This is a genomic window from Serratia fonticola, assembly GCF_001006005.1.
GTDB lineage: Bacteria > Pseudomonadota > Gammaproteobacteria > Enterobacterales > Enterobacteriaceae > Chania > Chania fonticola.
On sequence record NZ_CP011254.1, the window covers coordinates 5,773,658 to 5,787,457 of the forward strand.

Annotated in this window: 11 protein-coding genes; 4 read left to right on the top strand and 7 right to left on the bottom strand. The window is 52.9% G+C overall.

The window, feature by feature from the left end; translation table 11 throughout:
• Nucleotides 1-54 precede the first annotated feature (54 nt).
• The 3 genes from WN53_RS25630 to lrhA all read right to left on the bottom strand — a co-directional run bounded on the left by WN53_RS25630 (nt 55) and on the right by lrhA (nt 2,826).
• Nucleotides 55-729 (bottom strand): NuoB/complex I 20 kDa subunit family protein, encoded by a 675-nt coding sequence (locus WN53_RS25630; RefSeq protein ID WP_021178525.1) that lies wholly within the window; start codon nt 727-729, stop codon nt 55-57.
• Nucleotides 730-744: 15 nt separating this feature from the next.
• Entirely contained in the window at nt 745-1,185 is a 441-nt protein-coding gene (locus tag WN53_RS25635) for an NADH-quinone oxidoreductase subunit A (RefSeq protein WP_021178526.1), read from the bottom strand.
• A 702-nt stretch (nt 1,186-1,887) separates the two neighbouring features.
• Nucleotides 1,888-2,826, bottom strand: a complete 939-nt coding sequence (gene lrhA / locus WN53_RS25640) for a transcriptional regulator LrhA (RefSeq protein ID WP_024485136.1) — start codon at nt 2,824-2,826, stop codon at nt 1,888-1,890.
• An 837-nt stretch (nt 2,827-3,663) separates the two neighbouring features.
• Between lrhA and WN53_RS25645 the strand changes: the two genes are divergently transcribed.
• Together WN53_RS25645 and yfbR are read left to right on the top strand one after the other, a co-directional pair.
• The gene (locus WN53_RS25645; protein ID WP_021805995.1) at nt 3,664-4,878 is read left to right on the top strand and encodes a pyridoxal phosphate-dependent aminotransferase; all 1,215 of its coding nucleotides are present in this window, start codon (nt 3,664-3,666) and stop codon (nt 4,876-4,878) included.
• 184 nt (nt 4,879-5,062) lie between these two features.
• Nucleotides 5,063-5,662 (top strand): 5'-deoxynucleotidase, encoded by a 600-nt coding sequence (yfbR, locus tag WN53_RS25650; RefSeq protein ID WP_021178529.1) that lies wholly within the window; start codon nt 5,063-5,065, stop codon nt 5,660-5,662.
• Nucleotides 5,663-6,055: 393 nt separating this feature from the next.
• Here yfbR and WN53_RS25655 read toward each other — a convergent pair whose 3' ends face one another.
• The 4 genes from WN53_RS25655 to yfbV all read right to left on the bottom strand — a co-directional run bounded on the left by WN53_RS25655 (nt 6,056) and on the right by yfbV (nt 9,932).
• Entirely contained in the window at nt 6,056-7,888 is a 1,833-nt protein-coding gene (locus WN53_RS25655; RefSeq protein ID WP_021178530.1) for an SLC13 family permease, read from the bottom strand.
• Nucleotides 7,889-7,984: 96 nt separating this feature from the next.
• Entirely contained in the window at nt 7,985-8,641 is a 657-nt protein-coding gene (locus tag WN53_RS25660; protein WP_024485137.1) for a sugar phosphatase, read from the bottom strand.
• Between the two features lie 21 nt (nt 8,642-8,662).
• On the bottom strand, nt 8,663-9,157 hold the full coding sequence (locus WN53_RS25665; protein WP_021178532.1) for a YfbU family protein: 495 nt from the start codon (nt 9,155-9,157) through the stop codon (nt 8,663-8,665).
• A gap of 319 nt (nt 9,158-9,476) precedes the next feature.
• Entirely contained in the window at nt 9,477-9,932 is a 456-nt protein-coding gene (gene yfbV, locus WN53_RS25670; RefSeq protein WP_024485138.1) for a terminus macrodomain insulation protein YfbV, read from the bottom strand.
• 403 nt (nt 9,933-10,335) lie between these two features.
• Between yfbV and ackA the strand changes: the two genes are divergently transcribed.
• Nucleotides 10,336-11,538 (top strand): acetate kinase, encoded by a 1,203-nt coding sequence (gene ackA, locus WN53_RS25675; protein ID WP_024485139.1) that lies wholly within the window; start codon nt 10,336-10,338, stop codon nt 11,536-11,538.
• A 101-nt stretch (nt 11,539-11,639) separates the two neighbouring features.
• Nucleotides 11,640-13,799, top strand: a complete 2,160-nt coding sequence (gene pta, locus WN53_RS25680) for a phosphate acetyltransferase (protein WP_024485140.1) — start codon at nt 11,640-11,642, stop codon at nt 13,797-13,799.
• Nucleotide 13,800 lies beyond the last annotated feature (1 nt).

The window sequence follows — 13,800 nt, forward strand, 5'->3', positions numbered from 1 at the left end:
TAACTATTCGTTGTTACCACAAAAAGGCAACGTAACTAGCCGATTCCCGCAATTTTAAATCTCGTCAGGCGACCGAAGGTTGGTTACCGCAATACGCTCGGCGTGCTTACGTTCTTTTTCTGATGGCATATTGGCGCGGTACACGCCCTGATCGCCAACGACCCACGACAGCGGGCGACGTTCTTTGCCAATGGATTCTTGCAGCAGCAGCAGTGCCTGCATGTAAGCTTCCGGGCGCGGTGGGCAGCCTGGGATATACACGTCGACCGGCAGGAATTTATCCACGCCCTGGACGACCGAGTAGATATCGTACATGCCGCCGGAGTTGGCGCAGGAGCCCATCGAGATCACCCATTTAGGTTCCAGCATTTGCTCGTACAAACGCTGAATGACCGGGGCCATCTTGGTAAAGCAGGTGCCGGCAACGACCATAAAGTCGGCCTGGCGTGGGGAGGCACGCAATACTTCCGCACCAAAACGCGCCACGTCGTGAACGGCGGTAAACGAGGTCACCATTTCCACATAACAGCACGAAAGGCCGAAGTTATACGGCCAAAGAGAGTTTTTACGCCCCCAGTTCACCATGTCATGCAAAGCATGTTCGAGTTTACCCATGTAAACCGTACGGTGAACCTGCTGCTCAAGGGGATCGCCTACGATCTCCTGTTTTTGCAGGGGATAACGGTCGTTCTCACCGTTCGGGTCTATGCGGGTGAGCGTATAGTCCATCTTAATGCCTCGCTGTTACTGCGGATGACTGTTGCTAGCGTTCTTGATGATAGTTGGCTTACTCAAACGCTTGGAGCGCGTCGGAGTCCAATCCAATGCGCCGATACGCACCAGATAAACCAAACCAGCCAATAACACCAAAATGAAAATGGCGGCTTCGATAAAGCCTACCCAACCGCTCTCACGAATCGAGACCGACCAGGCGTACAGGTATAAGGCTTCAACATCGAAAATGACGAAGAACATGGCCACCAGGTAGAACTTGGCGGACAGACGCAAACGCGCCGTACCGACCGAGTCGACCCCGGATTCATAAGGGGTGTTTTTGGCGCGAGCCTGGGCTCTCCCACCCAAGAAGAACGCACCCAGCAGCATGAAGCCGCAGAGCCCGATAGCCATGATAAGAAATACGGCGAACGCCCAGTGATGAGCGATGACTTCAATGGTTGTTGACATACTCTATGCTTACTCATCAAAAGTGGCGTCGATCGTTCTGCTCTTGTAACTGGCAGTTAGTGCACCACATCGATTTAAGGGAAGGATAAATAACCACACAAACAAGCTGCTTTTACAGAGAGTTAGGCAGTGTTTTACTGTGGGCTTTTTACTCCTTTCTATAACCTTCTGTCAACTTTGACAAAAGTATCTACACACTAATTTACATACGAAGCATTTAATTAACATATGATGCGCTTGGCTTAGGCTAAATCGTGTCAGTTGATTGCTCAACGGAAACAGATAGATATAACCGCACAGGCACATTTCACTTTTACTATACCATTCTCTCAGGAATTCCCTGTTGTTCCACTCACTACCTAGGGGTATTTTTTTGATCCAGGACACGTTTCAGGCAGAAATCCTCAAAAAAAGTGTGGCAGTTTAACAATTTTTGTCAATTTCAGGTAAAAAAACGTCAGCGTAAAATAGCAAAATAACCCTATCAACTCCAGGTATTTACTCGTTGTTATCACTGCATAAAAAACGAGCAACCCGAAGATATGAGGGTTTCACCTACTAGAAGTCATGCAGAAATACTCATTTAGCATCGAATTTACCTTCAACCGGCCAAAATGCTTGATTCCCTTGTTTTGAGGTAAAAAAAACCTCCGCCGTGGCAGAGGTTTGTAACTTTCAATACGACTAGCTTAGGGTAAAACTCTACTCTTCGCTATCCGCCACGCTGGAACCTTCATCGATCACCGAAGATTCGTCGCCACCGAAGTGGTAAATCTCACTGCCGTTTTGCACAGCACTGAAGATCGCCATGGCCAGTTCATTTTCGCACTTCATATCTTTGCACAGCGCATACTGCGTATCAGGAAGATGCGGTAAACCTTCCGCAGCGCCCAGAACTCGCAGATCTGGGCTCATCATTTCGATTGGCCGCACGGTGATCCCCAAACCTGCCCGGCACGCCGCGCGCACCGCAGAAAGCGTTGAGGCCACGTAGGCAATACGCCAAGGAATACCGGCAGCTTCAAGGTGCTTGATCGCCATCGCACGGAACGGACTTGGCTCATCCATTACCACCAGAGGGATCGGTTCCCCCGCCTGGTAATGGTAATCTGCCGAGCAGTACCACAGCGTTGGAGACGTACGCAGAATGATGTGCGGATGCCCTTCGGTATCCACGGTGGTGATGGCCAGATCCACTTCGCCGTTCTTCAGCATGTCGATCATGAACGGGCTACGCTTCACCCGCACATCAATCGCCAGCTTGGGATAGACCGACGTCACGCGGTTTAGCAAGAAAGGCAAAATGGTATCGGCGGTATCATCAGAAGCACCGATAGTCAGGACACCCTTGATATTGTTGTACATCAAGGAGGCACAGGCTTCGTCGTTGAAGCGCAGGATTTTCCTGGCGTAGCCGAGAAGCTGGATACCGTGTTCGGTTAACAATTTATTGCGCCCATGACGGGCGAACAATTCTTTGCCAACCAATTGCTCTAACCGCTGCATTTGTTGACTGACTGCGGACTGAGTACGACACACGGCAACGGCAGCCGCCGCAAACGTATTCAAATCAGCAACAGCAACAAAAGTTCTTAGCAGATCGAGGTCGAGATTAAGTATCGGACGATTTGCACTTGTCATAGTGTTTTCTTCACTTTTTAAATTCTAATTTACAAACTACCCTGGTGTATTTCTAAGACGCAGCTGAAAAGGGCATGCGCCACTTATGACAGTACCCCACTCATTAGAAGAGGGCAAAAAAATTACTTATATTTCGTTATCTGCATCGCTTTTTATCCATGATCTATCGCAACGGCTTATTGATAGTGGTGAAAGTTACGACGAAAAGTGCTTACCCTTATAAGCATTGATAATCCTATGCGGGCAAAACCCCCCCTTTCCTCCCGGTTACCTCGATCCCTGGCCGCCAGAGACCATGACAGCATTGTTGTTTTCTGTACAAAATATTAACAACCTCCCCGTATATCGAAAGACACATCGATTAGGGATTTTAATAAATTCAAGCAGTAAGTCTTTTGATTATTAAAAGACCCTGACCATTACTTAAATAAAATTTAAGTTAATTACTGAAGTGGACCTAATGTAATTCTACTTCAACTCAGTGTGGTATTGTCAGTGCAGACATGAAACCAGATTAATCCCATATTACTATCTTTAAGCAGCTTTGGCGTTTTTCTGGCGCTTGGCACACGCATTTCTGCGGTTAACTGATAAAAACCCTTTACGTGACATGCACTTTCATCGGCATATAAACCTTAAAATAGCGACAATTTAAGATTTAAACACTAAAAACATGACCAATACAGACGGTTATTATCTTAAAAAGCGATTTTTGCCGATCGTTTTCACCAAAGCAGTGCATAACCCTTCAAAAGCCTGGCCTCCAGGAGTACATTGGACGGATTGCGGTGTTCCACGGTAGGAACGACCCTATCTTAGCAAAAGGCTCAACTTTCTATGTCCCCCATTGAGAAATCCAGCAAACTGGACAACGTCTGTTATGACATTCGTGGCCCGGTACTCAAAGAAGCTAAACGTCTTGAAGAAGAAGGCAATAAAGTCCTCAAGCTGAACATTGGCAACCCTGCCCCGTTCGGCTTTGATGCCCCCGATGAAATTCTGGTCGACGTGATCCGCAATCTGCCAACGGCACAAGGCTACTGCGACTCCAAAGGGCTCTACTCGGCGCGCAAGGCGATCATGCAGCACTATCAGGCACGTAACATGCGTGATGTGACCGTTGAGGATATCTACATTGGCAATGGCGTTTCTGAGCTAATCGTGCAATCCATGCAAGCGCTGCTGAACATCGGTGATGAAATGCTGGTGCCTGCGCCAGACTACCCGTTGTGGACCGCCGCCGTATCGCTTTCCAGCGGCAAGGCCGTGCACTATATGTGCGACGAAGAATCTGGCTGGTTCCCGGATCTGGACGATATTCGCAGCAAAATCACTCCACGTACCCGTGGCATCGTGATCATCAACCCTAACAACCCCACCGGCGCGGTCTACAGCAAAGAACTGCTGGAACAGATCGTCGAGATCGCCCGCCAGCACGACCTGATCATCTTTGCCGACGAAATCTACGACAAGATCCTCTACGATGAGGCAGAGCATCACTCCATCGCCGCATTGGCCCCAGATCTGCTGACCGTCACCTTTAACGGCTTGTCCAAAACCTACCGCGTTGCCGGTTTCCGTCAAGGCTGGATGGTGCTCAACGGGCCGAAGAAGCATGCCAAAGGCTATATCGAAGGGCTTGAGATGCTGGCTTCCATGCGTCTTTGCGCCAACGTGCCAATGCAGCATGCGATCCAGACGGCGCTGGGCGGTTACCAGAGCATCAGCGAATTTATTCAGCCTGGTGGCCGCCTGTATGAACAACGCGACCGTACCTGGGAGCTGCTAAACGAGATCCCTGGCGTTTCCTGCGTGAAACCTCAGGGGGCGCTCTATATGTTCCCACGCATCGACGCCAAGCGCTTTAACATCCGCGACGACCAGAAGCTGGTGCTGGATCTGCTGTTACAAGAGAAGGTGTTACTGGTACAGGGCAGCGCGTTTAACTGGCCTTACCCAGATCACGTCCGCATCGTTACTCTGCCCCGCGTAGATGAATTGGAAATGGCGGTGGGCAAACTGGGCCGCTTCCTGGAAACCTATCACCAGTAATTTTGCCGGGCGCGGTTCGCTGCGCCCATGTCTCTGATTGGCACTGACTTCGTAGGGGCCCCGCATGCTGCGCCCGGTTTCGCCTCTATCGGTATAAGCACAATTTACGCCCCCTACAATTCCAAGGGATGTGCCTAGCTCCATAGCGTATAATGCACTCACTTGCCGCTGTAGAGAGAGCACCATGAGCCAGAGCCACTTCTTTGCCCACCTGTCCCGTTTGAAACTGATTAGCCGCTGGCCGCTGATGCGCAATGTGCGTACCGAAAACGTTTCCGAACACAGCTTGCAGGTCGCCTTTGTCGCCCATGCGCTGGCCGCGATCAAAAACCGCAAGTTTAACGGCAACCTGAATGCCGAACGCGTGGCGTTGTTAGCGATGTATCACGATGCCAGCGAAGTGCTGACCGGCGATATGCCTACTCCCATCAAGTATTACAATCCGCAGATTGCCCACGAATACAAAAAAATCGAGAAGATTGCCCAACAAAAGCTGCTGGAGATGCTGCCGGAAGAGTTACAGAACGATTTCCGCTCTATCCTGGACGAGCACCATCACAGCGAGGACGAAAAGCTGATCGTGAAGCAGGCCGATGCGCTATGCGCGTATCTGAAATGTTTGGAGGAGCTGTCGGCGGGGAATAATGAATTCAAGTTGGCTAAGGCACGCTTGGAGAAGACGTTGCAGCTACGTCACAGCCCAGAAATGGATTATTTTATGCAGGTATTCATCCCAAGCTTCAGCCTTTCGCTGGATGAAATCAGCAGCGACTCCCCCATGTAAGAGTAGAGCCAGATGCTTGTGCGCCTGGCAATCTAAGACACCTTAGCCACAGGTCGTAAATCGATATGCTGGAAGGTTTGCGTGACCAGGATGCGGTAATTTTTATCCTGTGGGCTTTGAGGGAGTCACTCATGTATCTCGCACAACCACGCAGTAACTACAGAGAAGCTAAAGTAAGGGTTATAAATCCAGGTTTCATTTTCATGGCAACTCCAGAAGGAGCGCTAAACTAAGCCAGGGCGACACCGGTCGCCCTAAAGCCTCAACGAGCTGCAGCATGAGCCGATAAAATACCAAAACGCTTTAGGGTTTCGGTCGTTAGCTAGTTCATCGTATTCTCAAAAAAGATAAAGCGCCTGTTCTTAATCCTGACGTAAAACGCAAACTGTATGCTTAAAACGCATACAACCAAGGCACCAGGATCACGCTGACAATCATCACCAACACGGTGAACGGCACCCCAATTTTCAGAAAATCGCCAAACTTGTAGTTCCCCGGCCCCAACACCAGCGTATTGACCGGCGATGACACCGGCGTCATAAAGGCGGCGGAGGCGGCAATCGCAATAATCATGGCAAACGGATAAGGCGAAACACCCATTTCACGAGCCGCGGCGATGGCTATTGGGGCCATCAATACCGCCGTGGCGGTGTTGGAGATAAACAGCCCAATGGTGGCGCAAAGGACAAACAGACAGGCCAGCATGACGTGCGGCCCGGCGTCACCGGCAACGTCCATCAACCCACGGACGATCAGATCTACCCCGCCCGTTTTCTGCAACGCTTGGGCAAAGGGCATCATACCGACGATCAAAATGATGCTCGGCCAATGGATCGCCTTATAGGCACTTTCCATATCGATACAGCGAAAACGCCCCATCAACAGGCAAGCGATCAGCGCGGCGATCGGATTCGGGATCTCGTCGGTCAGCATCATAGCTACCATCAGCGCAAGGCAGAACAGCGCATGGGGTGCCTGGGTGATAGCGGGTGCCACTTCGTCCACTTCGGCGGGTAGGTTCAAGACGATAAAATCATGGGTTTTGGCCTGCAACTGACGGATTGCTTTCCAGTCGCCGATCACCAACAGAATGTCCCCCAGGCCCAGAGGCTCATCCACCAGCTTGCCTTGCAGGGTTTCACCGTTGCGGCGGATGCCGACTACGTTGAGATCGTAACGGCTACGGAAAGCGGCATCGCGCACGCTTTTCCCCAGCAGGGCCGACTCAGGGATTAGCGAAACTTCGGCCATCCCCACGTTGCGTGACTGTTCGGAGAAATATTCTCCCCGCAGCACCATGGGTTCGAGCTGTTGCTCACTACAAAACTGACGCAGATCGATATCGCAATCCGTCATGTCGATCAGCAGTACGTCCCCTTCTCGCAGTTCCGTGCTGCCAAAGGCGCTGATCATCACCCGGCGAAAACGCTTCCAGCGCTCGATGCCGATAACGTTGGCGCTGTAGCGGGCACGCAAATGCAGTTCATCCAGCGAGCGGCCAATCAATGGCGAACCACTACGCACCGCCAAACGACGCGCCCGCCCGGTGAGCTTATAGTCGCGGATCAAATCGCGGAAAGTCCGGCGCTCCCAGGCCGACTTGGTCTTGGTGCCGCCGCTGTCGCCGAGCCAGCGTCTTGCAACCAGCATGTACCCCACGCCCAACAGCAACACCACCAGGCCAATTGGCGTGACGCCAAAGAAGCCGAAACCGTCGATGCCTTCACGCACCAGTTCGCTGTTGACCACCATATTCGGCGGCGTGGCGACCAGCGTCATCATGCCACTGATCAAACCGGCAAAGCTCAGCGGCATCATCAGCCGCCCTGGGGAGATTTTCATGCGCACCGCGACGCTGAGTACCACGGGGATAAAGATGGCTACCACCCCGGTTGAGCTCATGAATGCCCCCAGCCCGGCAACGGTGAACATCAGCAACATCATCATCTTGGTTTCACTGCTGCCCGCCACTCTCACCAGCCAGTCGCCAACCTGATAGGCCACCCCGGTGCGCACCAGCCCTTCGCCAATGACGAACAGAGCGGCAATCAAAATGACGTTAGGATCGCTGAAGCCAGCCGTTGCCTCTTGCAAGCTCAAAGTTCCGCTGAGCACAAACGCAATGATCACCAACAGTGCCACCACATCCATGCGCAGCTTGTTGGTGGTAAACAGCACAATGGCTATTAACAGTAAACTCAAAACCCAAAGTAATTCGCTGTTCAAAACGGCCTCATTCTGCAGTGATCCCGGCTTAAGAAATTAGCATAAAAAAACCCCGACGATGCGGGGTCTAATCAAATTGAGGTAAGAATGTGCAGATTAAGCAATAAGTTCGATGACAACACCCTGTTCGGACTTGGCGATCTTGAGCTGTTCCAAGGAGGAAAGGATCAGATCCACCTGGTCCAGTTTCGGCGAGTCTGCCGGCGCATTTACCGCAATCACCTGGCAACCGGCAGCCAAGCCGGAAAGGATCCCGGCAGGAGCATCTTCCACCACCACACAATCCTGTGGTGCCAACCCAAGACCTTGTGCCCCTAACAGGTAGGCGTCTGGCTGCGGTTTACCCTGTTTAACACGCTCACTGGTGATAAACACCTCAGGAAGCGGCACCCCACCGGCAAGACGGCGTGCGTTAGCCACTGGCACGGAACCCGAGGTGACGATTGCCCAAGGTATCCCCAACGCATTGATCCGCTCAAGCAGGGCCAATGCACCTGGCAGGGCGTGGACGCCGTCGGTATCCTCTGCTTCCACCTGTTCAAGCAGTGTGAACTCATGCTGTAGCTCAGCCTCGGTGGCATTCGGCATAAAATGACGCAGCGAGGTGATCGCCTGTTTTCCGTGGATAAAGTCCAGCACCTGTTGCGGGCTGATGCCATGGCGTTCTGCCCATTGCGTCCAGGCTCGCTCTACCACCGGTAATGAATCTACTAACGTTCCATCAAGATCGAACAGAAAACCCTTACACTCCACGGGAAACCCCTCTACGTTTAATCAGGCATTGATGATTTGCGCAATCTCGACGGCGCTCAGATGATACTGGCGTGGGCAGGATAGCCAGATACTCAGCATGCGCTGGTATTTTTCCCACATTTTGGTTTGGGCGTTAAACCCGTGGCTGCCAGAATCGAAATGAGTATACCGCCCTTCCGTGTTCACCAGGAAACGCACATAGCTCAGGTAACGCGCTTCGGTTGCTGCATCAAAACCAAGGAATGCCAGGCGACGCGCGTCCAGCCCCTGGCGATCCTTGAGGTTCTCCCAGGAAACCTGGAGCGCATGGTGCATTTCCATGATATTGATGATGGTGCGGCACACTTCTTCGCTCATCTCACCAAAATCACGATCCAGCTCGCGCATTTGCAAACCAAAACCGCGTTCGATGATCGTCTGCAAGCGGCGGTAACGCTCTGCATTGTCCGGATCGAGCATGGTCATCATCTTGTATTGATTCGACAAAATCAGCCGTTGGGCGTGAGTCATTTCCATTTCATTGTCCTCAGTTCTGCAAATTAACCAGAGCATCGCATGACTTCAGTATGGCGTGGAATCACAACTAAACCTTTCTTTGATTTGAACCGGGTTTATACCCGTCGCCTTTCAAGTTGTAGCGTTGTTACCTGCACTTACTCACCCCAGTCACTTACTAAACGTAAGCTCCTGGGGATGAGTAAGCTTGGCGCCTAGCTACAACTTGAAATTCATAGGGTATAACTGTGCTAATCAATTGGTTCCAAGTGATGACAAGATCAATAGGGAGAAAATTAATGAGGTAATGGCAGGCCGGAAAGATCCGGCCGATTGATACTCAGAGATCGTCGAGGAAGGTTTTGTCCAACTGCTTGAAGGCGCGTTTTAGCACGTCCGCCAGCGCCTGGTAGGTTGGCGTCCCTTCAACGGGGGCAATCGCCTGCCCGGCTTCCGCCAGCTTGTTACGGACCTCATGGAACCATTGCAGTAAGGTTGGCGGCAACGGCGTCACGGAACGTCGGCCCAACCACCACAGCCCCTGCATCGGCAGGCTACAGGCAAACAGCGCGGTAGCAATCGCCGGGCCAAGCTGACCGCCGAGCGCAATCTGCCAGGTCAGAGTAAAAATCGCCAACGGTGGCATAAAGCGAACGGCAAAGCGGGTAGCGCGCGCCACGCGGTTCTCAGGGAAAAGCGGTGCCAGCCGTTTGTCTGCTGGCCAGGTTTTCATGTAATGCTGCCCGCGCTGGAATATCTGAAACCAGCTGACGGAACCGGATGGTCTGCTTGTCATTGCGCACCTCAACTTCACGTATAAAAAATAAAATATTCTTGCAAACACACTAACAAAAAAGTTGAAGCTTTAAATTTATTTTGTGTTTGTGGCGGGCTATCGGTATCCTAAGCCGGCCATGTGCCGGTAGAAGATGACAGAAGATTTGTCAACTTTTAGCCCTATCTCCCTAATCCTGCCGTTGGCGGCCATGTGGGGCTAGGAAGCGGTAAAAATCAGGATCGCTTAAACCGCAGAGAAATCATCGGTTTTTTCATCATTGTGTCCTTTGTATCACTGACATGATGTTAATCATAAATGTCAACGGCATTATGCGCTACGCTTGTTGTCTGATTGACGTTTTATTCACCACGTGTTTTTGGGTCTTCCTTAATACCAACACGAACTATAAGTAGGTACTTCCATGTCGAGTAAGCTAGTACTGGTCCTTAACTGCGGCAGTTCTTCCCTGAAATTCGCCATCATCGATGCAGCCAACGGTGAAGAATACCTCTCTGGCCTGGCCGAGTGCTTCCATCTTCCTGAAGCCCGTATCAAATGGAAAATGGATGGCGGTAAACAAGAAGCGGCACTGGGTGCCGGCGCAGCGCACAGCGAAGCGCTGAACTTCATTGTTAATACTATTCTGGCACAAAAACCAGAGCTTTCCGCCCAGTTGACCGCTATCGGCCACCGCATCGTGCACGGCGGCGAGAAGTTCACGGCTTCAGCCGTCATCAACGACGAAGTCCTGCAGGGTATCAAAGATTCGGTACCTTTTGCACCACTGCATAACCCGGCTCACCTGATCGGTATTGCTGAAGCGTTGAAATCCTTCCCTAATCTGGCTGATAAAAACGTTGCCGTGTTTGACACCGCGTTCCATCAGACCATGCCGGAAGAGTCCTACCTGTATGCCCTGCCGTACAGCCTGTACCGCGACCATGGCGTTCGTCGCTACGGCGCACATGGCACCAGCCACTTCTACGTGACTCAAGAAGCCGCGAAGGCGCTGAACAAGCCGGTTGAAGAAGTTAACATCATCACCTGCCATCTGGGCAACGGCGGTTCCGTAACCGCAGTACGCAACGGTAAGTGTGTTGATACTTCCATGGGTCTGACCCCGCTGGAAGGTCTGGTAATGGGTACCCGCAGTGGTGACATCGATCCAGCCATCATCTTCCACCTGCACGACGCCATGGGCATGAGCGTTGACCAGATCAACAAGATGCTGACCAAAGAGTCTGGCCTGCTGGGCCTGACCGAAGTCACCAGCGACTGCCGCTACGTTGAAGACAACTATGAGACCAAGGCCGATGCCAAGCGTGCCATGGACGTCTTCTGCCACCGTCTGGCCAAGTATATCGGTGCCTATAGCGCCCTGATGGAAGGCCGTCTGGATGCCGTGATCTTCACCGGTGGTATCGGTGAGAACGCCGCTATGGTACGTGAGCTGACCCTGGACAAACTGGGCCTGCTGGGCTTTGAAATCGATCATGAACGCAACCTGGCTGCCCGCTTCGGCAAATCAGGCAACATCACCAAAGACGGCAGCCGTCCGGCACTGGTGATCCCGACCAACGAAGAATTGGTCATCGCGCAAGACGCTTCCCGTCTGACCGCTTAATGCTCTCCACACCGTCAGCTCAGGCTGGCGGTGTTGTTTTGAGCCTGTCATCTTTGTCTGCGCCCCCGTTGCAGGCAGAAAACCGTGAAGAGGACTATTCTGTGTCACGTACAATTATGTTGATCCCCACAGGCACCAGCGTCGGTCTGACCAGCGTCAGCCTGGGTGTCATCCGCTCCATGGAGCAAAAAGGCGTTCGCCTGAGCGTGTTCAAACCTATTGCCCAACCGCGTACCGGCGGCGATTCCCTCGACCAGACCACCACCATCATCCGCAGCAACTCGACCATTCCAGCGGCCGAACCCCTGCGTATGAGCTACGTTGAGAGCCTGCTGAGCTCCAACCAGCAGGACGTGCTGATGGAAGAGATCGTGGCTCGTTACCACGAAAACACCAAAGACGCAGAAGTGGTGCTGATCGAAGGCCTGGTGCCTACCCGTAAGCATCAGTTCGCCAACTCGCTGAACTACGAGATCGCCAAAACGCTGAACGCAGAGATCGTCTTTGTGCTGGCACTGGGCAACGATTCTCCAGCCCAGTTGACCGAGCGCATCGAACTGGCTCGCTCCAGCTTCGGCGGCAGCAAGAACAAAAACATTACCGGCGTGATCATCAACAAGCTGAACGCTCCGGTGGACGATCAGGGCCGTACTCGCCCAGACCTGTCCGAAATCTTTGACGATTCCACCAAGGCCAGCGTAGCCAACGTCGATCCTGCACAGCTGTTCGCCAACAGCCCGCTGCCGGTATTGGGTTGCGTACCGTGGAGCTTCGAACTGATCGCTACCCGTGCCATTGATATGGCCCGCCACCTGAAGGCGCGAGTGATCAACGAAGGCGACATCATGACCCGCCGGGTGAAATCTGTGACCTTCTGTGCGCGCAGCATTCCGCACATGCTGGAACACTTCCGCCCGGGTTCCCTGCTGGTAACCTCTGCCGACCGTCCAGACGTGCTGGTTTCAGCCTGCCTGGCCGCGATGAACGGCGTGGAAATTGGTGCCATCCTGCTGACCGGCGGCTACGAGATCGATGCCTCCATTAACAAGCTGTGTGAGCGCGCCTTTGAAACCGGCCTGCCGGTATTCATGGTTGACACCAACACTTGGCAGACCTCTCTGAGCCTGCAAAGCTTCAACCTTGAAGTGCCTTCAGACGACCATCAGCGTATTGAGAAAGTACAGAACTACGTGGCCAGCCACATCAACGCCGAATGGATCGAGTCCCTGACCGCCACTTCTGAGCGTTCACGTCGTCTGTCCCCACCGGCGTTCCGTTATGAGCTGACCGAGCTGGCGCGCAAAGCGGGTAAACGTATCGTGCTGCCGGAAGGCGACGAACCACGTACCGTGAAAGCGGCGGCCATCTGTGCCGAACGTGGTATCGCGGAATGTGTGCTGCTGGGTAACCCGGAAGAGATCAAACGCGTTGCCGCCGCGCAGGGCGTTGAGCTGGGTAAAGGCATCGAGATCGTCGATCCGGTTGCCGTGCGTGAACTCTATGTGCCGCGTCTGGTTGAGCTGCGTAAGAGCAAGGGCATGACCGAAGTGGTTGCACGTGAGCAGTTGGAAGACAACGTGGTTCTCGGCACCCTGATGCTGGAGAAAGGCGAAGTTGACGGCCTGGTTTCCGGTGCCGTTCACACCACCGCCAATACCATCCGCCCACCGTTGCAGTTGATCAAAACCGCACCGGGCAGCTCGCTGGTTTCTTCCGTGTTCTTCATGCTGCTGCCTGACCAGGTTCTGGTCTACGGTGACTGCGCGATCAACCCGGATCCAACCGCTGAACAGCTGTCTGAAATCGCTATTCAGTCCGCAGATTCCGCAGCCGCATTCGGTATCGAACCGCGCGTAGCGATGATCTCTTACTCTACCGGCAATTCCGGTGCGGGTAGCGACGTTGAGAAAGTGCGTGAAGCGACTCGTCTGGCACAGGAAAAACGCCCGGATCTGATCATCGATGGCCCACTGCAGTATGACGCAGCGATCATGGCCGACGTGGCCAAATCCAAAGCGCCTAATTCGCCAGTGGCCGGTCAGGCGACCGTGTTCATCTTCCCGGATCTGAACACCGGTAACACCACTTATAAAGCGGTGCAGCGTTCTGCTGACCTGGTATCTATCGGGCCAATGCTGCAAGGCATGCGCAAGCCGGTGAACGACCTGTCCCGTGGTGCTCTGGTTGACGATATCGTCTATACCGTAGCCCTGACGGCGATCCAGTCGGCTCAGGCTGATGCACAGGCAGCTAAAGCCTGAT